Source organism: Nocardia sp. NPDC005746 (genome assembly GCF_040630785.1).
In the GTDB taxonomy this organism is placed as follows: Bacteria; Actinomycetota; Actinomycetes; order Mycobacteriales; family Mycobacteriaceae; genus Nocardia.
Genome location: NZ_JBEXYE010000021.1, coordinates 96,129 through 118,551 on the forward strand (window position 1 = coordinate 96,129; position 22,423 = coordinate 118,551).

Here is a 22,423-nt window from a genome sequence, read left to right on the forward strand (position 1 = left end):
GCGGGGCGACCCCCTATACCCGCGGACCGATGTTGCATCCGCGAATCGCGGTGCTGGTGCGGCCGAACGGCACGGTGCAGCTCGGGTGGAGTCCGGAGCGTGCGGTCATCGTGCGACCGCCTGGTCCGGTCGAATCGGGGCCTGCGCTGGTTCGGCTGCTCGACGGGTCGCGGACCGAGTCGGAGATCCTCCGGCAGGCGCGGGAATTGGGGTTCGAGGTCGAGGACACGCGGACGCTGCTCGGGGAGCTGGCGGATGCCGGTTTGCTGGCGGCGGCGGAACCTCGGAGCCGGCTGCGGGCGGTGCGGGTGCATGGGCGTGGGCCCTTGGCGGACGCGTTGCTCGATGGGCTGCACCGGATCGGACTGCGGGCCAAGCACTCTCATGGGCGTCCGGGCGCGCCGGGCAGCGGCGGGCCGTGGCCGGAGCGGCCGGATCTGCTGGTGCTGTCCGACACGCTGGTGCCCGATCCGGCGCTGGTCGCCGACCTCATGCGGGCGCGCGTCCCGCACCTGCAGGTGCGGATCCGCGACGGGGCCGGGATCGTCGGCCCGCTGGTGCTGCCGGGCGAAACCGCGTGCCTGCGTTGTGCGGACCTGTACCGCACGGCGGCCGAACCGGCCTGGCCGCACCTGTCCGCGCAGCTGCTGGGCCGGGTCGGGTGCGCCTCCCCGGCGGTGGCCACGCTCACCGCGGCGCTGGCGCTGCGCGAGATCGAGACCGTCGCCCGCGGCCGCGCGGAGCGGCCACCCGCGAGTTTGAACGCCACCCTGGAGTGGGACCCGGACATCCCGCGGCTGGATCGGCGGGCCTGGACGCCGCATCCCGACTGCGGTTGCGGCGCGGACGCGGTGGTGTGATGGAAACCACTCCCCCTCGTCACCCGGCAGAACACGCGAATCCCATGGCGGACCGTCTGGGACATCGGCATGATGGGAACGTGTCAGAGATTGTGAGCAAGCGCTCTTCCCGCAATGCCAAGCTGGCCAAGATTCCGCTCGGCATCGCAGGGCGGGCGGCCGTCGGATTCGGCCGCAAACTTGCCGGGGGAGACAAGCAGGAGATCAACGCCGAGCTCAATCAGAAGGCCGCCGAACAGCTGTTCGCCGTGCTCGGGGAGCTCAAGGGCGGGGCCATGAAGTTCGGACAGGCACTGTCGGTGATGGAGGCCGCCGTCCCCGAGGAGTTCGGCGAGCACTACCGCGAGGCGCTCACCAAACTGCAGGCCGCCGCGCCGCCCATGCCGGTCGCGGCCGTGCACCGGCAGCTCGACCAGCAGCTGGGAACCGGTTGGCGGCAACGGTTCCGGGAATTCGACGACCAGCCCACCGCCTCGGCCAGCATCGGCCAGGTGCACAAGGCGATCTGGTCCGACGGCCGGACCGTCGCGGTGAAGGTGCAGTACCCGGGCGCCGACGAAGCGCTGCGCGCCGATCTCAAGACACTCAATCGGATGGCGGGCATGATGAGCGCGCTGATCCCCGGCGCGGAGATCAAGCCGATCCTCGCCGAGATCAGCGAACGCACCGAGGAGGAGCTGGACTACCGGATCGAGGGCGGGCACCAGCGCCAGTTCGCCAAGGCGTTCCACGGGCACCCGCGCTTCCTGGTGCCGAAGGTGGTGGCCAGCGCGCCGAAGGTGATCGTCACCGAGTGGCTCGACAACGCCACCCCGGTCTCGCGAATCATCCAGCAGGGCATGGCCGATCCGGAGGGGACGGTCGAGCTGCGCAATCGGGTGGCGGCGCTGATGGGCGAATTCCATTTCAGCTCACCGGCCATCGCGGGACTGCTGCACGCCGATCCGCATCCGGGCAACTTCATGGTGCTCGAGGACGGGCGGCTCGCGGTCATCGATTACGGCGCCTGCGCGCCGCTGCCCAACGGCTTCCCCAAGGTCCTGGGTGAACTGGTGGCGCTGGAGGTCGAGGAGCGCTTCGACGAGCTGGTGGCGCTGCTGCACGACCATGGCTGGGTCATTCCCGGAAAGACGGTGAGCATCCAGGAGATTCAGGACTATCTCCGCCCCTTCACCGACCCGATCAAGACCGAGACCTTCCATTTCACCCGCCGCTGGATGCAGCGCGTCGCGGGCAAGGCCACCGACATCTCCAATGCCGAGATGATGAAAACGGCCCGCTCCCTGCAACTTCCGGCCGAACACGTGATGATCTTCCGGGTCCTGGGCGGCTCGGTCGGCATCTGCGCCCAGCTCGACGCCGAAGTGCCCTTCATGAAACTGATGAACGACTGGGTCCCCGGCTACGCCGAAACCCGCCGCGCGGCTTCGTAGACAAGGGTTTTCGGGGAAGCCCCCGGCACTCTGGCGAAAAGGGTTTCAGGGGAAGCCCCTGAGAGCTACGAAAGTTGTCCCCACACGCAAAACGACCCGCCTACCTCCAGGTAAGCGGGTCGTATGCGTTCCATTCCCCCGGAAGCCGGGGCGGTCATGCCACCGTGACCTTGCGCGGGCGGCCACGCGGGCGCTTGCGGGCGATCACGACACCCTGGTCGAAGATCTCACCGCCCCAGACACCCCACGGCTCGGCGCGATCCAGAGCGGCCGACAGGCAGCCCTGACGGATCGGGCAGCTGGCGCACAGCGCCTTGGCCTCTTCCAGCTGAGCCGGGGACTCGGCAAACCACAGGTCGGGGTTGCCGGCGCGGCAGGGGACATTGATGGTGACGGCCCGGCGGGTGCGGGCGGTCGTGTTGGCCACGGTGTTGCGGCATGTCACTCGTTCACGGATGACCGTGGTGGACACGTCGTTCTCCTTCAGCTCGTGCATCGGTCGTTCGTAGGTTTCGCGAAACCGGTGCCGGTGGCTGGAGGCCGATAAAACTATGGCCACGGTTTCGCGTCTGTCGCGATCCGTGGCCAGGAGGTCTGGGAGGTGAATCCCTACCTGAGTCGACTTCTGTGTCGACTCCTGTTCACGGACGCTGGGTCGGTGGTGTTGGGGCGGGCTGCCAGCAGATGCACCGGTCGCTCGGATCCGGTTGCGCCTGTGACGGTTTCGACGGCCGAGCCGGTGACGGTGTCAACGACTGCGGTTGCCGGGTACCAATTGCCCTTGGGCTTGTCCTGCTTGATCACGATCTGCTGATCCGCTTGGGCTTTGCTTGCAAAGACCTGAAGACCAAGATCGCCACTGAGGCTGGACATACGAATCCCCTGCGAAGCGAGGATTCCCAGGGAGACGGGCGCAACGGACATGACTGACGCCATGCTGACGCGGCCGGCGGTGATGCCGGTCGTCGCGATGCCTGCGTTGCTGTTCATTGGTCTGCCTCCCTCCTTCACTCGTTTGCGATCAGTGCTTGTCGCGCACGGGGTCTTCCCCTGTGCACCTGAACCACATTAGGTATCCATACAGATACGCACAACCTATTTTTGACCTGCGGTTTTCGACCTCACAACGGCGAGCACCTCCGCGCCGTAGGTTTGGAGCTTCTTCGCGCCGATCCCGGGTATCGCGACCAGGGCACGATCGTCGGCCGGGCGTTGTTCGGCGATCGCTGTCAAGGTCGTATCGCTGAACACCACGAAATGGGGCAGTTTGAGCTCGTCGGCTTTGTCGCGGCGCCATTCCTTCAGCGCCTCGAGCAGTCCGGTGTCGATGTCGGCGGGACAGCGCGAGCAGCGGCCCAGCATGGTGGCCTGGGTATTGAGCAGCGGGCGGCCGCAGATCCGGCAGGTCGGGTGGACCCGCTTGGGGCCGCTGGGCCGCTCGGTGGTGTGGGTGGCGATGCGCGAGGCCGGGGAGTCGTCGGGGACCAGGCCGATGAGGAACCGGGAGCGGCGGCGCACCTTGCGCCCGCCCGCGGAACGGGCCAGCGCCCAGGACAATTGGAGGTGCTCACGCGCCCGGGTGACGCCGACGTAGAGCAGGCGGCGTTCCTCCTCCAGCGCGGCCTCGTCGGACACGGTCGCGTCCGGGCCGAGCACATGCTGGATGGGCAGGGTGCCGTCGGCCAGGCCGACCAGGAAGACGGCGTCCCACTCCAGGCCCTTGGCCGCGTGCAGCGAGGCCAGCGTGACGCCCTGCACGGTCGGTGGGTGGCGGGCCTCGGCGCGGGCGGCCAGCTCGCGCAGCAGGCCGGACAGATCGAGTTCGGGTTCGGCCTCGGCCAATTCCTCGGTGAGGGCGACCAGCGCCACCAGCGAGGCCCAGCGCTCCCGGGCCTGGACGCCGACGGGCTCCTCCTTGGTGAGCCCGACGCCGGCCAGCGCCGCGCGCACCAGGGTCACCAGTTTCGGGCCGCGGGCATCGGGCAGGTCGTCGCGATTGGCGGCGGTGCGCAGCGCGGACACCGCCTGCCGTACCTCCGGCCGCTGGAAGAAGCCCTCGCCGCCGCGCACCTGATACGGGATGCCCGCCTCGGTGAGCGCCTGTTCGTAGACCTCCGACTGCGCGTTGATGCGGTAGAGGATGGCGATCTCCGCCGCGGGCACGCCATTGCTCAGCAGTTCGGCGACCGCCTTGGCCACGGCGGCGGCCTCGGCGGGCTCGTCGTCGTATTCGGCGAAGGCCGGTTCCGGACCGTCGGGACGCTGGCCGATGAGCTGCAACCGGGTGCCCGCGATGCGGCCGCGGGCCGCGCCGATCACCCGGTTGGCCAGCGACACGACCTGCGGGGTGGACCGGTAGTCGCGTTCCAGCCGGACCACGGTGGCCTCGGGAAAGCGGCGCGAGAAGTCCAGCAGGAACGTGGGACTCGCGCCGGTGAACGAGTAGATGGTCTGGTTGGCGTCGCCGACCACGGTCAGGTCGTCGCGATCGCCGAGCCAGGCGTCGAGCACCCGCTGCTGCAGCGGGGTGACGTCCTGGTACTCGTCCACCACGAAACACCGGTAGCGGCCGCGGAACTCCTCGGCCACCGAGGAGTAGTCCTCGAGCGCGGCGGCGGTGTGCAGCAGCAGATCGTCGAAGTCGAGCAGCAGGCCGTCGGGGGTGTTCTTCAGCGCCTCGTAATAGGTGTAGACCGTGGAGACCTTCTTGGCCTCGTAGGGCACGTCGCGGTGGCGGCGGGCCGCCTCGCCCGCGTAGTCCTCGGGCGCGATGAGCGAGCCCTTGGCCCATTCGATCTCACTGATCAGATCGCGCAGGCTGTCGGTGTCGGTGGGCAGGCCCGCCCGGCCCGCGGCCTGGGCCACGATGGGGAACTTGCCGTCGATCAGCCGCCACGGCACGTCGCCGACCACCTGCGGCCAGAAGTACTTGAGCTGCCGCAGCGCCGCGGCGTGGAACGTGCGCGCCTGCACCTGCCCGGCCTCGCCGCTCAGACCCAGCGCTCGCAACCGGTTCCGCAACTCCCCCGCCGCGCGGGCGGTGAAGGTCACCGAGAGCACCTGATCGGCCCGGACGTGCCCGGCCGACACCAGGTGCGCGATGCGATGGGTGATGGTGCGCGTCTTGCCGGTGCCCGCGCCCGCCAGCACGCAGACCGGTCCCCGGGGCGCGCGCACGGCCGCCGCCTGCTCGGCATCGAGGTCGTCGAGCCGGAGCTGGGCCTGGGTGGTCGCGGCAGTCACGCGCTCCATCATGACAGCGCCGTCCGACAGGGATGGCGGCCATCCGCGTGGCGGCGCGAAATCGGCACCGCCGCCCGGGTGCGAGTCGGCACCCGCCCGGGGCACAAGTCGACGCAGCGGTCCGGGGCGAAAGTCGACACCACCGCCCGGCAAAAGTCGACGCGTCCGTTCGGGCGCAACGTTGGCACAGCCACGGCGTCGTGGTGTCGCGGAATCGCGATTCAGTCGCGGTCGCGCAGGCGGCGCAGCGCCTCGGTGAAGCGCGGGGTCTGTGCGCCGAGCGGGTCGAAGAAGTCGCGGTCGCAGGCTTCGACCGCGCCGATGGCCCGATTGACCAGGGCGGCACCGGATTCGGTGGGGCGCAGGGAGCGGGCGCGTTTGTCGGTGGGGTGTTCGTGGCGTTCGAGCAGGCCCTTCTGTTCCAGGGTGCGCAGGACCTGGGAGGTCATCATGGGGTCGGTGGCGGCCTGGTCGGCGACGTCGCGCTGGGTGACGGGGTCGCCGCCCGACCGGGCGGTGAGCCAGGTCAGGGAGGCGAGCAGGACGAACTGGACGTGGGTGAGGTCGAAGGGGGCCAGGGCGGCACGCTGGGCGGCCTGCCAGCGGTTGGTCACCTGCCAGAGCAAGAGGCCGGGGCTTTCGTCGGCATGCTCGAATTCGGTGTGCAGTCCGTCATTCGCCGTCACCGGCCGACCATAGCGCGGGAGATGACGGCGAAATCGTGGGCGGTGAGTTCGATCAGGCCGCGTCGCAGCACGATGCCCCAGTTGGGGACGCTGGTCAGGTCCAGTTCGCCGCGCAGCGTGTCGATGGGGGTCTGGCGGGCGGTGTGGTCGTAGTCGACCGCGCGCCGCCACGGACGGAAGCAGCCGCCCCCGGCTGCCGGATCGGGCACGGTCTCGACCTGCCAGGCCGGGCCCTCGGCGATGGTGCCGAGGGCGGTGAAGGCCTTGATCGGTTCGCCCTCGCGCATGCCGGTGCGAGGCGAGTAGTAGACGAGTCCGTCTCCGGCGTGCATGCGTTCCACGGCGGCGCGTTTGCCGTGGTTGGCTTGTGCGAAGCCGAGTTCGACGCCGCGGCGGACGTGGTCACGGGAGACGACGCCGAGCCAGTACCGGGTGCTCATACCAGCACCGCCTCGGCGGCCGCGACCAGCGCGTCGACATCGCGCTGCAGCGATTCGCGCAGGCCGGCGCCCATGATCTTGATCCACAGAGCACGCAGCGGGCCCTCCATGGTGACGCGGACGGTGACGGTGGTGGCGCCGGCGATGGTGGCGACCTCGTGGGCGAAGATCAGCCGCGCGCCGAGCAGCTTGGACGTGTCGATGAATTCGGAGTCGGTGAGCTTGGTGATCACGAACTTGGTCTTGGGGCCACCCTTGGGCTTGAGGACGCCGGTCGCGCCCTGGACGAACGGGCCGTCGAGGGTGACCCATTCGGTGTCCTGGTTCCACTCCGGCCAGGTGGCCATGTCGGCCCACTTGGTGAAGAAGGCGGCGGGAGTGGCGGTCGAGGTGGCGGAGGCTTCGGCGATGAACGTCATGAAATTAGTATGCGCGCTTACTATTTATCCGTCAACCCCCGGTCCGCGATCGGTTCCGAGCCACCGTCGATCCGCTCACAATGACCCCGCGGCAGGAACACGATCGGCGGTGAGTATGTTGCATCGACCGTGACTGCTACCGATCTGACCATGTACTCGACGACCTGGTGCGGCTACTGCCGTCGCCTCAAGACCCAGCTCGACGAGGCCGGGATCACCTACGAGGTGATCGACATCGAAGACCACCCCGAGGCCGCCGAGTTCGTCGGCAGCGTCAACAACGGCAATCATGTTGTGCCGACGATCAAGTACCGCGACGGATCGACCGCCACCAACCCGAGCCTGCATCAGGTCAAGGAAGCCCTCGCCGCCATCGGCTGAGCCCCTTGGATACCGAAGAAGCCGCACACCGGTAGGTGTGCGGCTTCCTGTTGCGCCACCTCAGTTCTCGGCGGCCCAGGATTCGACAATGGTCCGGGCGATCGAGATCGAGCCCGGCAGTAGCAGTTTCGCCTCGCCGCCGGTGGCTCCGGTGGGCGATCCCCATGCGCCCGCGGCGAGCGCGTCGCGCACCTCGGCCCGGGTGAACCAGTACGCCTCGGCGATCTCACCGTCGCTGAAGGCCAGAGGCTGGTCCGGGTCGCCGACCGCGGCGAAGCCGAGCATGAGCGAGCGCGGGAACGGCCAGGGCTGGCTGCCCAGGTAGCGGATCTCGCGGACGTCGACACCGACCTCCTCCTTGATCTCGCGTTCGACGCAGCGTTCCAGGGACTCCCCCGCCTCCACGAATCCGGCCAGCAGTGAGAACAGGCCCTGCGGCCAGGTGTGCTGACGGGCCAGCAGGACGCGGTCGCCGCCGTCGTGGATGAGGCAGATGACGGCCGGGTCTGTGCGCGGGAAGTCCTCGTGCCCGGCTTCGCTGATCCGGGACCAGCCGCCATTGGCGGATGTGGTGGGGCTGCCGTCGACCGGGCTGAAGGCGGCCTTGTCGTGCCAGTTCAGGACCGCGATGGCGGTGGCCAGCAGGCCGGTGCCGAAGTCGTCGAGGTCGAGGGTGGCGCCGAAGGCGCGCAGATCGGCCAGTTCGCCCTCGATGGTGTTGTCGCGCACCGCCCACAGGTGGATGTCGCCGTCGACGCCGAGGAAGACGGCCTCGGGGGCCCGTTCGGGGGAGAGGGTGAGCGCGGCCTCGAGCACCACCCCGCCCTGGTCGACGCGGACCTGGCCGCGCTTGTTCATCCGGAGGAGTTTGGCCTGGGGCCAGCCCTCTTTCAGCGCCTGTTCGTCGGAGCGGAGGTGTTCTGCGCGGTCGAGCGAGGTCCGCGACAGCACCGGAACGGCATTGAGCTCAAAAGCTGACACACCCCGAGACTAGACGGGCGCGCCGCTCAGGCGTGGACGCGCCGCAGATACAGCAGCTTGTCGTGCGCCTCGAGGGCGTCGGTCTCGGGATCGCCGACCCGGATGAGGTTGCCGTCGCGGACCACGCCGAGCACGATGTCGCGCAGGTGGCGCGGGGAGCCGCCGATCTCCTCGGTCTCCACGTCGCGTTCGGCGATGGCGAAACCGGCGTCGGGGGTGAGCAGGTCCTCGATCATGTCGACCACGGTGGGCTTGGTGGTGGCGATGCCGAGCAGCCGGCCCGCGGTCTCCGAGGACACCACCACCGAGTCGGCGCCGGACTGGCGCAGCACGTGGGTGTTCTCGGCCTCGCGGACGGCGGCGGAAATCCTTGCCTTGGGGTTGATCTCGCGGGCGGAGAGGGTGACCAGCACCGCGGTGTCGTCGCGGTTGGCGGCGACCACGACGGCCGACGCGTGCTGAACCCCGGCCAGCCGCAACACATCCGACTTGGTGGCCGAGCCCTGCACGGTCACCAGTCCGGCGTTAGCGGCGAATTCGAGCACCTGCGGGTCGGTGTCGACGACGACGATATTGCTGGGCTGTTCGCCGTCGGCGAGCATGGCGTCCACGGCCGTGCGGCCCTTGGTGCCGTAGCCGACTACCACGGTGTGATTACGCACGGTGCGCCTCCATCGCTGAATCTTGAACGCCTGCCGGGATCGTTCGGTGAGCACGGACAGGGTGGTGCCGACCAATACGATGAGGAACAGGATCCGCAGTGGCGTGACCACGAGAATATTGATCAGCCGCGCGGACGGGGTGACAGGGGTGATGTCGCCGTAGCCGGTGGTCGACAGGGAGACCGTCGCGTAGTACGCGCAATCCAGCAGACCCATGTGCTCGCGAGCGTTGTCGTTGTAGCCGTCGCGGCCGACGTACACGACCAGGGTGGCTCCGATCAGCAGCAGCACCGCCAGGCCGAGCCGCCGCAGCAGCGAATACCAGGGGCTGGACTGCGCGGACGGGATCCGCAGCACACCGACGAGCGCGAAGTCGGGCCGATCGGTGAGCCCGGCCAGTCCGCGCGAGGAATCACCCAACACGCGAATCACCGTTCATTTCTGGCATTTCTGGCAGCGGCACAGGTCCGGAGCGTACCGGGCGAAACAGGGCGCGGCGGTTCCCAGCGGGGCGCGTCGCGAACTCGGACCGCGACCAGGACTCATCCCTGGAGGTCGGGCGGCAGGTATTCCGGGTCCGGCGGCGGCTCGAAATCCGGTGGGAAATCGAAGTCGGACAGCGGGATGTCGAAGTCGGGCAAGGGATCCCGGAGTGTGCCGGACCGGGAACCCGTGTCCGCGTCCGCGGGTGGCTCGAAGTCCGGCGGCGCATCCGGGCCGAGTGGCGCTTCTGAGCCCGGGCGCGCCGAGGGTGCGGCGCCTTCCGGCGTTCCGGGACGCGCCGAAGCGGGTCGGGGGCGCAGCAATTCGACCTCGACCGGTTCGGTGGGCCCGGGGTCGTCGTAGTCCGGTTCGTCCGGCAGCGGGGGTTCGTCCAGCAGCGGCGGTGCCTGCGGCGCGCGACGGGGAGCCGCGGTGGTGATGATGGCGGCGAGTTCGGCCGGGCCGGGCAGGTGCGCGGGCGCGATGGTGCGACCGGAGCGGACGTAGTGGAAGGCCGCGAAGGTCTCGGCCAGCACGTCGGCTTCGGGGCGGCCGCTGCGCGCGGCTTCCAGCCGGGCCCAGGCCAGCCGGTAGACGGCCAGCTGCACGGCGACCGAATCCTCTTCGCCGCGCCGGGGTTCCGCGCCGGTCTTCCAATCCACGATCACCCAGGCCCCGTCAGGGCGGCGGAAGACGGCGTCCATGCGGCCGCGGATCACGGTGCCCGCGATGGTGGTCTCGAAGGAGATCTCCACTTCCACGGCATTGCGGTCGGCCCACGGGGAGGCGAGGAAGGCTTCCTGGAGGCGCATCAGGTCGGCGTCGGTGTCGGCGGTGTCGGCCGCGCCGGGCAGGGTTTCGAAGCCGAGCAGGCGGGCGCCCGCGAACCAGCGTTGCAGCCAGGCGTGGAAGGCGGTGCCGCGGCGGGTGTAGGGGCTGGGCGGGTAGGGCAGCGGACGGCGCAGGCGCGCAGCGAGTTTCGCGGGATCGGCGCGCAGGTCGACCAGGGCGGTGGCGGCGAGCTGGCCGGGGAGTTCGACCTCGCGGATGGATTGTTCGGCGGCGCGGTGCTCGGCGATGAGGGCGTCGACGTCCTCGGCCCAGCCCTCGGGGTCCTCGTCGTCGGGGTCGTCCGACGCGCCGGCGGTGGTCTCGGGATCGGTTGCCGTGGCGCCGAATCCGGGGCCGAAGTCGAGTTCGATCTGTTCGGGCCGGGATTCGTCGCGCAGCACGTCGAGGGCGGCCTTGACCAGGGCCGCGCCCTCTTCCACGAATTCGCGGCGGGCGCCGAGCGGGTCGCGGGGCCAGGTGGCGGTCTGCGGATTGTCGGTGAAGGGGTTGGGTGTGCCGGGCAGCGGCGGGTCGTCCCAGCGGTCGATCTGCACGCCGCCGGACAGCGAGGAGCCCGGCGTCTCGGTCTCGTTCTTCAGTTCGAGCAGGAACCCGGAGGCGCCCTTGGGTTTCGAGCCGGTCTCGGCCCAGTGGTGGGCGGAGACGAACAGGGCGCGTTCGGTGCGGGTGAGGGCCACGTAGAACAGGCGGCGTTCCTCGTCGAGGCGGCGGGCGGCGAGGGCCTTCTTGTGTTCGTCGAGGGCGCGTTCGAGGTCGGCGCGGTCGTAGAGGTCGGTCAGGTCCAGGACGGGCACGCCGTCGGTGGCGTCCTCCTGGGCGCGGTCGCCGCGCAGCGAGGTGGGGAGTTCGGCGAGCGCGCCCATCCAGGTGGCGGTGCCGGTGCCGGAGGGGAAGGTGCCGTCCACCACGTGCGGGACCGCGACCACCTCCCATTCCAGGCCCTTGGCGGCGTGCACGGTGAGGACCTGGACCCGGTCGTGGGCGACCTCGACTTCGCCCGGCTCCAAACCGTTCTCGACCTCCTCGGCGGCGGCGAGGAAATCGAGCAGCCCGGTCAGGGAGGAGCGGTGGTCAGCGGTGTAGCCGGCCACCACCTCCGCGAAGGCGTCGAGGTGTTCGCGCCCGGCGGCGGCGTGGGTGCGGCGGGCCTGGGTCTCCACGCCTACGCCGATGGTGCGCTCGACGTCGGCGACCAGTTCGGCCAGCGGCTGTCCGGAGCGTTCGCGCAGCGCGCCCAGTTCCCGGCCCAGCGCCACGATGCGGGCGAAGCCTTGCGGCGAATACTGTTCCGCCTCACCGGGATCCGCGATGGCGTCGCCGAGGCCCGCCTTCTCGGCGGGTTCGGGGGCGACCTCACGCAGCGCCTCGTCCAGGGTGGCGGTGTCGGTGATGGCGTCGGTCTGCCCGGCCGGGCGGCGAATGGACAGCTCGCGGGCGCGGCGGGACAGGGCCGCGATATCGGAGACGCCGATGCGCCAGCGCGCGCCGGTGAGGAGGCGCACCGCGGCGCTGCCCGCGGCCGGATCGGCGATCAGGCGCAGGGTGGCGACGATATCGGCGACCTCCGGCGTGTGCAGCAGCCCGCCCAGGCCCACGATCTCCACCGGCAGCCCGCGCTCCCGCAGCGCCTCGGCGAGCGGCGCGGCGTCGGCATTGCGCCGCACCAGTACCGCGGAGGTCGGCGGCGGGTTCTCGGCCTCGGCCGCCTCGGCCCATTCGGCGGCGATCCGTTCGGCCACCCATTCCCGTTCCATCGCGACGGTTTCCGCCAGCGCCAGCGCTACCAGGCCGTCGGTGGCGTCGGGCCGGGGCCGCAGCGCGTCCACCGTCACTCCCCCGCCCCGCGCCGCCCGCTCGCGCAGCGGATCCGACACCAGGTTGGCCAGATCCAGCGCTTCGGGCGGATTACGCCAGCTGGTGAGCAGCGGCAACACCGGCGCGGGAATCCCTGGCGCGCTGGGGAAGTCGGTGGTGAACCGCGGCAGATTGGCCGCCGAGGCGCCGCGCCAGCCGTAGATCGACTGCATGGGGTCGCCGACAGCGGTCACCGCCAGCGGCTGCCGCCGTGCTCGCGCGGCGGTCGAGTCGGCCGGTTCGCCGGGGCCGGTGGCGTCATCGGCGCGGGTGGGCCGCCGCACCGGGTCTCGACCGTTCTCCCGACCCCGCTCCGGGTGCCCCGCGCCGCCGGCCGGCGCCGCGGCACGGTCGTTCGACAGCGCGACCGCATCACCGGACAGCGGGGCCGTGGCCGTATCACCGGACGGGACAGTGGATTCCGGGCCCATGGCGGCCGCGCCGAACAAGGAGGAAAGCAGAATGCGCTGGGAGTGGCCGGTGTCCTGGTACTCGTCGAGGAGGACCAGGCGGAAGCGGTCCCGTTCCGCCACACCGACTTCCGGGTGGGTGGCGGCGAGGCGGGCGGACAGCGACATCTGGGCGCCGAAGTCGAGGGCGCCGCGGCGGCGGAGTTCCTCGGCGAGGCGGTCCACCAGTGGGAGCAGGGCCACCCGCTCCCGCTGGGCTTCGACGATGTCGGTGAGGGCGCGTTTGGGGCCGCCTTTCTGGCGGGGCCCGGCGGGGAGGGTGTGGACCAGGCGCTCCAATTCCAGGTGGGCCGTGGCCAATTCGCGGGGATGGACCAAGTGTTCGGCGAGCTGGCCGGTCAGGGCGAGGACGGCTTCGGTGACGCCGACGGGGCTGCGATCGGTGTCCAGATCGCCGTCCCAGGTGGAGACGACGCGGTAGGCGAGCTGCCACAGCTGGGTCTGGGTGAGCAGGGTGGCGGTGGGTTCGACCGGCAGCAGCAGACCGTACTCGGTGAGCAGGCGGCCCGCGTAGGAGTGGTAGGTGCTGATCTCGGGTTCGGCGGCGGCGAGCTGGGCGCGCAGGTGCCCGGTGGGGTCGAGGTCACGGACGACGGGCGCGCCCGCGAGCCGGGCGAGGCGGGTGCGGATGCGGGTGGTGAGCTGCTGGGCGGCCTTGCGGGTGAAGGTCAGGCCCAGCACCTGATCGGGTTCGACCAGGCCGTTGGCCACCATCCACACCACGCGGGCGGCCATGGTCTCGGTCTTGCCGGCGCCCGCTCCCGCCACCACCAGGGTGGGGCCGGGCGGGGCGGCGATGACGGCGGCCTGTTCGTCGGTGGGCGGCGGCAGGCCCAGCGCGTCGGCCAGTTGGCGCGGGGTGACGCGGCCTCCGGCGGCCCGGTCGTCGCCCGCCTCCGGTTCGCCGTTCGATGCGGTGGTCACTCGTCGGTCACCTGGCGGCCGCGGTCCTGCACGGGGCAGCTGCCCGCCACCTTGCAGTGGCGGCAGCCGTCATTGCGCATGGCGAGGTAGCTGGGACCCTTCGAGGCGTCGGCGGCGTGGTGCACGATGTCGCGCCAGCTGTCGACGCCCGCGGCGTCCAGTGGCGGCTGGGTGCGCTGGGTGGCGCCTTCCTTGGCATTGGGTTTGGCGACGTAGACCAGGCGCGCGCCGCCGGGTTCGCCCTCGCCGAGCGCGCCCTCGGCGGCGGCGACCTGGTAGGTGGCCAGCTGCGCGTGCTCCTCGGCGGCCTGTTTGGAGATGGGGGTCTTGCCGGTCTTGACGTCCACGATGACGAAGCGGCCCAGGGCATCTCGCTCCACCCGGTCCACGCGGCCGGTGATCCGCACCGGCACCTCGCCGGGGCCGCGGGCGGGCAGCACGCAGTCCACCGGGACCTCGACGCCGATGGCGGTGAGCTCGTCGCGGGTATTGCGCAGCCAGGCCAGGAAGGTGTCGACCATGGTCTCGGTGCGGCGCAATTCCGCCCGGGAATGCCAGTTCTCGCCGTCGCGGGCGGTCGGGTCGACCTTCTTCCACGCCTTCACCAGGGCCTGCTTCACCTGGATCTCGCTGACCTGCCCGGCCAGCGCCTGCACCAAGGTGTGCACCAGATTGCCCTTGAGGGCGTGCGGGTTCTCGGCGTCGCTGCCGCCGTGGCGTTCCAGCGCCCAGCGCAGCGGGCAGGTCTCGAGCTGGTCGACGGTGGACGGGGACAGGGAAATGACACCGGATTCGCTGTCCCACAACGGATTCACCGAGGAGAGTTCGGCGGTGCCGTACCAGTCGTCGGGGTGCGCGCCCCGCACGCCCGCCTGGGCCAGCCGCGCCAGTTGCCGGGCCGCACGGGCGCGGCGTTCCGGCGCGGACTCGGGATCACAAGCGGCGGTGCGCAATTCGGCGATCAGGGCGTGCATGGCCAGGGCGCGGCCCGGGTCCACGGCCGGTGGAATCTTGCCCGGGCGTCCGTCGGCGGCGTCGGCGTCCAGCTCGCCGAGGAAGCGCGACGGCACCAGATCCTGGTCCCCCGTGACCGATTCGACCGCCGTGACCAGCAGCGACCGCCGGGCCCGGCTGCACGCGACCAGCAGCAGCCGCCGCTCCTCGGCCAGCAGCGGCGCGGACCGGCTGACTCTCTCTCCCGAGCCGCCCACGCCCGCGAGCAGGTCCACCAGTTCCTCGACGCCCAGCAGGGTGCCGCGCAGCCGCAGGTCGGGCCAGATCCCCTCTTGGACGGCGGCGACCGCCACGGTGTCCCACTCCTGGCCCGCGGCCGCGTGCGCGCTGCAGATGGTCACCGCCTCGCCCGGGTCGGTGATCGGCGCGTTGTCCTGCGGAATCACCTGCTGCTCGAGGTATTCCACGAAGCCCTCGACGGTGGCGCGCGGCAGCCGGTCGACGTACGCCGCAGCGGCCTCGAACAGCCCGACCACCGCGTCGAGGTCCCGATCGGCCTGCATGCCGCCCGCGCCGCCGCGCTCGGACTGACCCACCCAGTGTCGTTCCAGGGCGGAGGCAGTCCACACGCCCCACATCACGTCCTCGAGACCAGCTCTTTCGCGCCGCAGCTTGCGCGCCCGGCCCAGCGCCTTCAGCACGCGCCGCAGGGGCGCGGCCTCCACGGTGGTCAGCTTCTCGAGCAGGACCCGATTCCCGGTTCCCACCAGCAGATCCCGGAGGATCTCGGCTGACGACCGGTCCAGATCGGCGAAACGATCGGCACCCCCGTCGAAGTCAGCGGCGAGCCGTTGCGGCGGCGCGGCGGGTCGGGCGGCCGGGTCGGCCGGACCAGGCGTGTCGGAGGGCTCGCGCTCGCGGCTCGAATCAGACTCCACCACAACAGGTTCCGCCGCTTGTTCGGGCGCTGTGGCTGCGGCGTCCGCGTCGTCATGCTGTGGATAGCCGAGCTCCATCACGGTGCGCCGGATGCCGCGGCGCAGCCGGCGCAGACTGATCTGGTCGGCGCCGCCCAGGGGGCCCGCGAGCAGGTCGAGCGCGTCGTCGGCGGTGAAGGCGATGGGTCGCGGGCGCCGGACGGCGGTCGGGTCACCGGCGGTGATCGCGCGCAGCGCCAACAACATCCAGGCCGCGCCCCGTCGCCGGGCGAGCGGGACATCGGCGGGCGGCTGCCGGACCGGCACCCCGGCAGCGAGCAGGGCCCGGCGCAGCGGGGCCAGGGACAGCGGGACCGACCGCACGATCACGGCCATCCGAGACCAGGGCACGCCGTGCGTGAGGTGGGCACGGCGCAGGTGGTCGGCGATCAGTGCCGCCTCCTTGGCGGGTGTGGTGAGGACCTGCACCCGCACTTCGCCCTCGATGTGCGCGGCACCCGAGTGCATTTCGGGCATTTCGGGCGCGGTGATGGTCCGCGCGCCGTTCGAACGCCCTGCCCCGTCGCGAGTGGGTTCGGCGTGCGGGCCGGGCGGAGTGCGATGGGTCGCGGAGCCTGGGAGGCGGGAGGCGATGCGGTCGGCTACTTCTTGGACAGCGGTGGCCGAGCGGTGGTTTCGGCGGAGGATGATGCGACGGTCGGCCGGGGTGCCGGGATCGGCGGCGAAGCGGGGGTCGGCGCCGCGGAAGGTGTAGACGGCCTGGTCCGGATCGGCGGCGATGATGGTGGTGGCGTTGCCGGAGCCGAGCAGGCGGATCAGTTGGGCGGCATGGGGATCGAGATGCTGGGCATCGTCGGTGAGCACGCAGTGCAGCTGATCACGTTCGGCTGCAAGGAGTTCCGGGTCGGCACGGAAGGCGTCGAGAGCGGCGGTGACGAGTTCGGCGGCATCGAGGGCGGGCGCGCTGGCCTCGGGCACGTCCATGCCGACCGACCAGCGCAGCATCATGATCTGCTCGTAGCGTTCGGCGAAATAGCCGGCGGCGACCCATTCGGGGTGACGATGTTCGCGGCCGAGTTCGATCAGATCCTCGGGTCCCAGACCGCGTTCTGTGGCCCGCAACATGAGGTCCCGCAATTGTTCAGCAAACCCAGCCGCGGTGAGGGCCGGATGCAGGCGTTCGGGCCATCCGGCGGCGCCGTCGGCGAGGTCGCCGCGCAGCAGTTCGCGGATCACGATGTCCTGTTCGGATCCGGTGAGCAGGCGCGGCGGAGGATTGCCGTGGGCGGCCGCGAAGGAGCGCAGCAGGCCGAAGGCGTAGGAGTGGACGGTACGCACCAGCGGCCCCCGGGTCGCGCCGGGCACGCCGGCCACGTCCGGATCGAACGCGGTGGAATCGAACCCGGCCGGATCGCCGGCGGCCGCGGCGACGCGGGCGGTGATGGCCGCGCGCACGGCGGTGGCGGCCCGCTTGGTGTAGGTGAGCACCAGCACCGATTCCGGCGCGGCCCCGGCCAGGATGCGGGCGGCGGCCACCTCGGCCAGCAGCGTGGTCTTCCCGGTGCCGGGCCCGCCGAGCACGTGCCAGGGTTGCCAGCCGGGGTCGGCGCCGAGCTCGTGGAAGAGCGGCCGGAGGGCGGGGTCCCACTCCCGGGGGAGTGTCTCCGCCTCGGCTCGGCGCACCAATTGCACCGAGCTATCCGATCGCATCACGTCGGCTATTTCAACAGACCGGCCCGACAGTCTTCGTTTGCCATGAGTTGTCCGTGCCGCCTGTCACATTCCACGAGGCGTTCATGATCAACCAGGGCGGGCACGGACCGCGATGTCCTGCGGCGCGGGCAGGCAGCAGAATGGGCGTGTGGTGGAGCTTCATACTCATCGTTTCGGTCCCCCGACCGGTCCGGTCGTGCTGGCATTGCACGGGTTGACGGGCCATGGCAAGCGCTGGCAGGCCCTGGCCGACGAACATCTCCCCGACGTCCGGATCATCGCACCGGATCTGCGCGGGCACGGGAGGTCGCCCGGCGTGCCGCCGTGGGATTTCGAGGCGATCGTGGATGATCTCGCCGCATTGCCGGAACTCGGGACCGGCGAACCGGTGGTGGCGCTCGGGCATTCGTTCGGCGCGGCCGTCGCGGTGCATCTGGCGCATCGGCGACCGGAGCTGGTGCGCGGTCTGGTGCTGCTGGATCCGGCCATCGGCCTGGACGCCGAGCGCATGCTGGGCATCGCGACCTCCATGCTGGCGTCGCCGGATTACGAGAGTGTCGAGCAGGCCCGTTTCGACAAGCTGGAGACCGCGTGGGGCGAGGTCGATCCCGCGGTGCTGGACGCCGAGCTGGCCGAGCATCTGGTGCCGACCGCGCACGGCCGGGTCGGCTGGCGGATGACGCTGCCCGCGATCATCGCCTATTGGGGTGAGATCGCGCGCGACTTCGTGCTGCCGCCGCGTCATCTGCCGACGGTCATGGTGCAGGCGATGAAGGTGGATCCGCCGCTGGTGTCCCCGGACTTCCGGGCGGCGCTGACCGCGCATCTGGGCGACCGGCTCACCGTCCACGACTTCGACTGCGACCACATGGTGTCGCAGGCGCGCCCCGCGCGGACCGCGGAACTGGTCCGCACTCTGCTCTGATCTCACGGAAGGCGTGAAATGCCCACCACCGAAGCCGAAATCGAGCGGGTGCGGGAATTGGTGGCGGCGATTCCGCCCGGCCGGGTCGCCACCTACGGCGATATCGCGGCCGCGGCGGGCTTGTCCACACCGCGCACGGTGGGCTGGATCATGCGCACCGACGCCGCCGATCTGCCGTGGCATCGGGTGCTGCGCGCAAACGGCACGCCCGCACCACATTTGGCGCACCGGCAGTTGGCCCAGCTGGCCGCCGAGGGCTGCCCGCTGGCCGGGGATCGCGTGGACTTGCGGCGGGCTCGGTTCCGGTTCGAAGACTGAACCGGCTACCGGCCCCGGGCCACGGAGGAATTCTGTTCCCTACAAACGAAAATCATGGAAAAACTCCGGCCGGATCGACGAAATTGCCGGGCCGGAAGGGCCATCAGGCCGCGCCGCGCTCGAACCGGCGGCGTTCGCGCGGCGAGAGTCCGCCCCAGATGCCGAAACGCTGATCGTGGGCGAGCGCGTAGTCGAGGCATTCCTTGCGGACGTCGCACGAGGAGCAAATGCGCTTGGCCTCGCGAGTGGAGCCGCCCTTGTCGGGAAAGAATGCCTCGGGGTCGGTCTGGGTGCACAGGGCCTGCTGGTGCCAGGATTCGGAGTCGGCTCCGTCCCGGCGGGCGAGAGATTCGAACATGGCATCGAAATTGGTGAAAAGCAGCTTCACTATCCTCATCCCTTCAATACAAGTATCAGAAAGAAAGACGCGCGGTATGGTTTTTATCGACCTATGCCGCAGTCACCACTGACCGCAGCCAACCGCGCCTGCTCACCATTGACGAAGATGCGACGGGCGTGCACAGCCGCCGGTGCCGCCGACCACGGCGCGAGCGCGGTGGTGAACATGAGTTCACACCAGCTCAATGCCGGAACCTCGCCGCCCGCGAGGGTATTCAGAAGAGAAAGTTCCTGATCACTGTCATTCCACGCGGCGAACAACCACGAGGCGTCCAGCCGGCCCAGGAATTCCTCGGCGTCCTCCGGAATGCCCAGCGGCGCGTCGACCGCGAGGTGAACGACCGCGGCGATCGCGTGGCGCATACGGGCATCGAGGCCGACACCGTCATGGAGCAACAGGCCTTCGAGCGACTCCCGCAATCCCGCGCCGCGGTCGATCCGGAAGTCGTTCCGCCGGGCAGTGGTGACGTCGAACATTTGTTTCCTCCCTTGAAAATGCGCTTGTCCCATAAGCGCCATGCGCTGATTTAAATGGCCCCGTGATCTTGTTGTCCAGTTTTGGGGCAATCTGGGGCAAACCCCTAGCAGTACTGACACTGGCCAGTGTGGGTACCCGCCGGGAACCGCACCGCAGGGTGCCTGGCACCACGCGGGCAAACATATAGGGAGTGGCGTGTTCCGCCGTTTATGGTCTGACCATGCCTTATGTGCGATCAGGTTCAGCAACAGTGCATTACACCACCGGCCAGGTCAGCGACCCCACGCTACTGCTCGCCCACGGTTTCTTCATGGACGAGTCGATGTTCGATCCGATGCGCGAATCCCTGGCAGCCGCCGGTATCAATCTCGTAACAGTCGACGCGCGTTGCCACGGACGGACACAGACACCCGATGGCGAACCGTTCAGCTATTGGGATCTCGCGGCCGACGGATTGGCCGTGCTCGATGAACTCGGAATCGAGCGCGCGGTCATCGGCGGAATGAGCCAGGGCGGCTACTCCACATTGCGCATGGCATTGCTGGCGCCCGAACGCGTCCAGGGGCTCGCCCTGATCGATACCGAGGCCACCGCGTGCACGCCCGCAGAATTGGCCTACTATCGCGAATTCTTCGAACGCTGGAGCGGAGAGGAACCGCTGGCGCCACTGGTGGCCGAATTGGCCCCGCAGCTCATCGGCGGCACCGATCCGCGGCAGTGGCGAGCCTGGACCAGCCGCTGGTACAGCTCCGACCGCACGGCCATCATGCCCGCGGCCCGCTGCCTGATGGACCGGCGCTCGGTACTGCACCGACTATCGGAGATCACCGCCCCGGCGCTGGTGGTGCGCGGTAGCCAGGACGGCAACAGCACATCCCAGAAATCCGAGGCGCTCACCGCCGGGCTGTCCGGAGCCGACGGCGTGGTGACCATCCCCGGCGCGGGGCACGGTGCGGCCTGGACCCATCCAGAAGTCGTTGCGCCCCTGCTGATCCGGCTGGTCGAGCAGTGCACCGCGCGGCGTGAGAGCAAGCGGGCGCGGTCGGCGCCGTGGCCGGCCATGCGCGGGAATCGGGCCGCGCGCGAAGTTCAGGCCGCGCAGTAGCCGGTCGAGCGCACGGCAACCCTGCGGGCCGTGCCCATGGCGGTCACGGCAGGCCGGCGCCATCGCCGAACGCGGTCCCATCGGGGGAGGTCCCGGCCTCGTGCCAGCTCGGAATCCCGAGGAAGATCTGGATCTGGCTGGGATAGGCGGCGTTGAAGACGCTGAACAGCTGGACCGCGATATCGAAGCGCCGGGCGGTCTCCCGCTCGCGCAGGCGCATGGTGGCGCGGGGCCGTCCGTAGGCGGCGACGCCCTCGTCCCACATTTCCCGAAAAAGTCCGAAACGTCCGAGTTCTGCGAGAAATTCAACCGACCAGGCGGTATCTCCGGAGCTCGCGATCAGCCCTCGCAACCAGTGCACGGTGAGCCGGACCTCTTCCTCCCACTCGACCATCACCTCACGCGCCGCGTCGTTGCCCAGGAACCAGCGCAGGATATTGGTGTCGCGCTCCAGCCCGGGGAATGCGCGCGCGTAACTTTCGTTGCACGCCAGCACATTCCAGCGCGTATCGACGTAGGCGGCCAGATTCGGCTCGTGCAGCTCGAGGGCCCGGCGCATGTCGTCGGTTATTTCGGCGCGCAGCTGCTCCACGGTGGGGAATTCACTCACGCCCAGTCCGGCCAGATCGAGCAGATGGCGACGCTCGACGGCGGACAGCGGGGTTATTCGGTCCAGATATCGCAGCAGCGCGTCCACCACTTCACGGGTGGGGTGGCCACGGTCGCCCTTCTCCAAATGGCTGATGTAGCTCGCGCTCACCCCGGCGTTGAAGGCGAGTCTTTCGCGCGATACGCCTCGCGCATCACGCAACCGGCGCAGCAGCAATCCGAAGGTCGGCGGCTTCAGATCGTCCGAGTCCCTATCCGGTTTCACGCCCAGCACCACGCCGTTCCCTCTCCACAAACACTCAGCAAACCAACCTTCATCGCTCTGAGTCCTCCTGGTTCCGGACAGTGGGACCCGGTGTGACGCCTGGTGCGAACTGTGACGAACGCCGCATACTCCGCCAGTTCTCGACTCGGATACTGCCATATGCGATTGTTCCGAAGGTTAAAACAAGACCATTTCTACTATGTGTCGTGCCACATCTCATAACGTAACGACTATCGGCAATTGCTTAGCAAGCGCAGGTTTCCGGCGTGCCCGGCGACCCTTGAACAGCGTGCCACTACGATCTTCAACCATGCGCAGTGAGGCCCTGACACGCCCCCACCCTGGAACGGGATCGTGACACCCGTCGACGCCATCGTGCTGGCCGGAGGAAAGGCCAGCCGGATGGGCGGTGTGGACAAACCCGCGCTGGTCGTGGGCGGGCAATCCATGCTCGACGCGGCGCTCACCGCGGTGGCCGGCTGCGCGCGCACGGTCGTGGTCGGACCGCACCGGCCCGAACTGCCGCCAGAAGTACTTCAGGCACAGGAGATACCGGCCGGGGCGGGCCCCGTCGCCGCCATCGCCGCGGGCTTGGGCGCCCTGGCCGGGTGTGAGTTCCCGGCCGGGCTGATCGTGGTGCTGGCCGCCGACATGCCGTTCCTCACCGCCGCCGCGGTGAGCGAACTGCTGTCCCACGCAAGGGAATCCGGGAGCGACGCGGTGTTCGCCACCGACGCCTCGGGCCGCCCGCAATACCTGGTCGGGGTGTGGCGCCGCGCCGCCCTGGACGCGGCGCTGAAATCCCTGGATTCCCTGGTGAATCGGCCGATGAAGGCGCTGGTGCCGGTCGACACCGCCATGGTCGCGCTGCCCGGAGTCGAGGACTGCGACACTCCCGAGGATGTGCGCCGGGCGCGCACCGGCGCGGTCCGTTCGGCCGAACCGCTGTGGCTCGACGAGGCGCGGAATGTGCTGCGCGGGAGCATCTCCCCGCTGCCAGCGCGCCGCGGCCGATCGGACGAGCTCACGGC

General features: G+C 70.0%; 20 protein-coding genes. 7 read left to right on the plus strand and 13 right to left on the minus strand.

The genetic code is table 11. The features are described from left to right. The first annotated feature begins 29 nt into the window (after positions 1-29). Together ABZ412_RS30395 and ABZ412_RS30400 are read left to right on the plus strand one after the other, a co-directional pair. Positions 30-860 (plus strand): hypothetical protein, encoded by an 831-nt coding sequence (locus ABZ412_RS30395; RefSeq protein ID WP_357286949.1) that lies wholly within the window; start codon positions 30-32, stop codon positions 858-860. 44 nt (positions 861-904) lie between these two features. Beyond that, entirely contained in the window at positions 905-2,293 is a 1,389-nt protein-coding gene (locus ABZ412_RS30400; protein ID WP_357286952.1) for an AarF/UbiB family protein, read from the plus strand. 154 nt (positions 2,294-2,447) lie between these two features. Here the strand turns inward: ABZ412_RS30400 and ABZ412_RS30405 are convergent, their stop codons facing one another. The 6 genes from ABZ412_RS30405 to ABZ412_RS30430 form a co-directional block, all read right to left on the minus strand. Continuing rightward, on the minus strand, positions 2,448-2,789 hold the full coding sequence (locus ABZ412_RS30405; protein ID WP_357286956.1) for a WhiB family transcriptional regulator: 342 nt from the start codon (positions 2,787-2,789) through the stop codon (positions 2,448-2,450). 113 nt (positions 2,790-2,902) lie between these two features. Next, positions 2,903-3,283: a hypothetical protein gene (locus ABZ412_RS30410; protein WP_357286959.1), complete on the minus strand. Its 381-nt coding sequence runs from the start codon at positions 3,281-3,283 to the stop codon at positions 2,903-2,905. Positions 3,284-3,388: 105 nt separating this feature from the next. Next, the gene (locus ABZ412_RS30415) at positions 3,389-5,545 is read right to left on the minus strand and encodes an ATP-dependent DNA helicase UvrD2 (protein WP_357286962.1); all 2,157 of its coding nucleotides are present in this window, start codon (positions 5,543-5,545) and stop codon (positions 3,389-3,391) included. A gap of 212 nt (positions 5,546-5,757) precedes the next feature. Continuing rightward, positions 5,758-6,222: a MarR family transcriptional regulator gene (locus ABZ412_RS30420; protein ID WP_357286965.1), complete on the minus strand. Its 465-nt coding sequence runs from the start codon at positions 6,220-6,222 to the stop codon at positions 5,758-5,760. Continuing rightward, positions 6,219-6,662 carry an EVE domain-containing protein gene (locus ABZ412_RS30425; RefSeq protein ID WP_357286967.1) on the minus strand — a complete coding sequence of 148 codons (444 nt, stop codon included), beginning with the start codon at positions 6,660-6,662 and terminating at the stop codon, positions 6,219-6,221. The genes ABZ412_RS30420 and ABZ412_RS30425 overlap by 4 nt, the downstream gene beginning before the upstream one ends. Beyond that, complete coding sequence (locus ABZ412_RS30430; RefSeq protein ID WP_357286970.1) at positions 6,659-7,081, minus strand: SRPBCC family protein; 423 nt, start codon at positions 7,079-7,081, stop codon at positions 6,659-6,661. The genes ABZ412_RS30425 and ABZ412_RS30430 overlap by 4 nt, the downstream gene beginning before the upstream one ends. 129 nt (positions 7,082-7,210) lie before the next feature. Here ABZ412_RS30430 and ABZ412_RS30435 point away from each other — a divergent pair, with 129 nt between their 5' ends. Beyond that, positions 7,211-7,462 carry a mycoredoxin gene (locus ABZ412_RS30435; protein ID WP_357286972.1) on the plus strand — a complete coding sequence of 84 codons (252 nt, stop codon included), beginning with the start codon at positions 7,211-7,213 and terminating at the stop codon, positions 7,460-7,462. A gap of 60 nt (positions 7,463-7,522) precedes the next feature. On the opposite strand, the gene nudC is transcribed toward ABZ412_RS30435, so the two are convergent. The 4 genes from nudC to ABZ412_RS30455 form a co-directional block, all read right to left on the minus strand. Beyond that, positions 7,523-8,443 (minus strand): NAD(+) diphosphatase, encoded by a 921-nt coding sequence (gene nudC / locus ABZ412_RS30440; protein ID WP_357286974.1) that lies wholly within the window; start codon positions 8,441-8,443, stop codon positions 7,523-7,525. Positions 8,444-8,469: 26 nt separating this feature from the next. Next, positions 8,470-9,528, minus strand: a complete 1,059-nt coding sequence (locus tag ABZ412_RS30445) for a potassium channel family protein (protein ID WP_357286977.1) — start codon at positions 9,526-9,528, stop codon at positions 8,470-8,472. Positions 9,529-9,647: 119 nt separating this feature from the next. Beyond that, positions 9,648-13,688, minus strand: a complete 4,041-nt coding sequence (locus tag ABZ412_RS30450; RefSeq protein WP_357286979.1) for an ATP-dependent DNA helicase — start codon at positions 13,686-13,688, stop codon at positions 9,648-9,650. Continuing rightward, positions 13,685-17,290 (minus strand): ATP-dependent DNA helicase, encoded by a 3,606-nt coding sequence (locus tag ABZ412_RS30455; protein WP_357287007.1) that lies wholly within the window; start codon positions 17,288-17,290, stop codon positions 13,685-13,687. Before ABZ412_RS30455 ends, ABZ412_RS30450 begins: the two co-directional genes overlap by 4 nt. Before the next feature lie 151 nt (positions 17,291-17,441). Here ABZ412_RS30455 and ABZ412_RS30460 point away from each other — a divergent pair, with 151 nt between their 5' ends. Together ABZ412_RS30460 and ABZ412_RS30465 are read left to right on the plus strand one after the other, a co-directional pair. After that, positions 17,442-18,218, plus strand: a complete 777-nt coding sequence (locus ABZ412_RS30460) for an alpha/beta hydrolase (RefSeq protein WP_357286981.1) — start codon at positions 17,442-17,444, stop codon at positions 18,216-18,218. 18 nt (positions 18,219-18,236) lie between these two features. Continuing rightward, complete coding sequence (locus ABZ412_RS30465) at positions 18,237-18,536, plus strand: MGMT family protein (RefSeq protein ID WP_357286984.1); 300 nt, start codon at positions 18,237-18,239, stop codon at positions 18,534-18,536. Between the two features lie 103 nt (positions 18,537-18,639). On the opposite strand, the gene ABZ412_RS30470 is transcribed toward ABZ412_RS30465, so the two are convergent. Further along, complete coding sequence (locus ABZ412_RS30470; RefSeq protein WP_357286987.1) at positions 18,640-18,933, minus strand: WhiB family transcriptional regulator; 294 nt, start codon at positions 18,931-18,933, stop codon at positions 18,640-18,642. A 44-nt stretch (positions 18,934-18,977) separates the two neighbouring features. Then, positions 18,978-19,412, minus strand: a complete 435-nt coding sequence (locus ABZ412_RS30475) for a hypothetical protein (RefSeq protein ID WP_357286990.1) — start codon at positions 19,410-19,412, stop codon at positions 18,978-18,980. A 251-nt stretch (positions 19,413-19,663) separates the two neighbouring features. On the opposite strand from ABZ412_RS30475, the gene ABZ412_RS30480 reads away from it, so the two are divergent. Continuing rightward, positions 19,664-20,518: an alpha/beta hydrolase gene (locus ABZ412_RS30480; RefSeq protein ID WP_357286993.1), complete on the plus strand. Its 855-nt coding sequence runs from the start codon at positions 19,664-19,666 to the stop codon at positions 20,516-20,518. A gap of 43 nt (positions 20,519-20,561) precedes the next feature. Here the strand turns inward: ABZ412_RS30480 and ABZ412_RS30485 are convergent, their stop codons facing one another. Then, positions 20,562-21,392 (minus strand): helix-turn-helix domain-containing protein, encoded by an 831-nt coding sequence (locus tag ABZ412_RS30485; protein WP_357286995.1) that lies wholly within the window; start codon positions 21,390-21,392, stop codon positions 20,562-20,564. A 354-nt stretch (positions 21,393-21,746) separates the two neighbouring features. Between ABZ412_RS30485 and ABZ412_RS30490 the strand changes: the two genes are divergently transcribed. After that, positions 21,747-22,423: molybdenum cofactor guanylyltransferase (locus tag ABZ412_RS30490; RefSeq protein ID WP_357286998.1), on the plus strand; the 677-nt coding region annotated here is incomplete at its 3' end.

Bases quoted from the DNA above. Each gene is read 5' to 3' on its own strand.
- ABZ412_RS30425 (WP_357286967.1), bottom strand. From the start codon at position 6,662: ATGAGCACCCGGTACTGGCTCGGCGTCGTCTCCCGTGACCACGTCCGC.
- ABZ412_RS30395 (WP_357286949.1), top strand. From the start codon at position 30: ATGTTGCATCCGCGAATCGCGGTGCTGGTGCGGCCGAACGGCACGGTG.
- ABZ412_RS30465 (WP_357286984.1), top strand. From the start codon at position 18,237: ATGCCCACCACCGAAGCCGAAATCGAGCGGGTGCGGGAATTGGTGGCG.
- ABZ412_RS30410 (WP_357286959.1), bottom strand. From the start codon at position 3,283: ATGAACAGCAACGCAGGCATCGCGACGACCGGCATCACCGCCGGCCGC.
- ABZ412_RS30405 (WP_357286956.1), bottom strand. From the start codon at position 2,789: ATGCACGAGCTGAAGGAGAACGACGTGTCCACCACGGTCATCCGTGAA.
- ABZ412_RS30455 (WP_357287007.1), bottom strand. From the start codon at position 17,290: ATGCGATCGGATAGCTCGGTGCAATTGGTGCGCCGAGCCGAGGCGGAG.
- ABZ412_RS30415 (WP_357286962.1), bottom strand. From the start codon at position 5,545: ATGGAGCGCGTGACTGCCGCGACCACCCAGGCCCAGCTCCGGCTCGAC.
- ABZ412_RS30400 (WP_357286952.1), top strand. From the start codon at position 905: ATGGCGGACCGTCTGGGACATCGGCATGATGGGAACGTGTCAGAGATT.
- ABZ412_RS30470 (WP_357286987.1), bottom strand. From the start codon at position 18,933: ATGAGGATAGTGAAGCTGCTTTTCACCAATTTCGATGCCATGTTCGAA.
- ABZ412_RS30430 (WP_357286970.1), bottom strand. From the start codon at position 7,081: ATGACGTTCATCGCCGAAGCCTCCGCCACCTCGACCGCCACTCCCGCC.
- ABZ412_RS30475 (WP_357286990.1), bottom strand. From the start codon at position 19,412: ATGTTCGACGTCACCACTGCCCGGCGGAACGACTTCCGGATCGACCGC.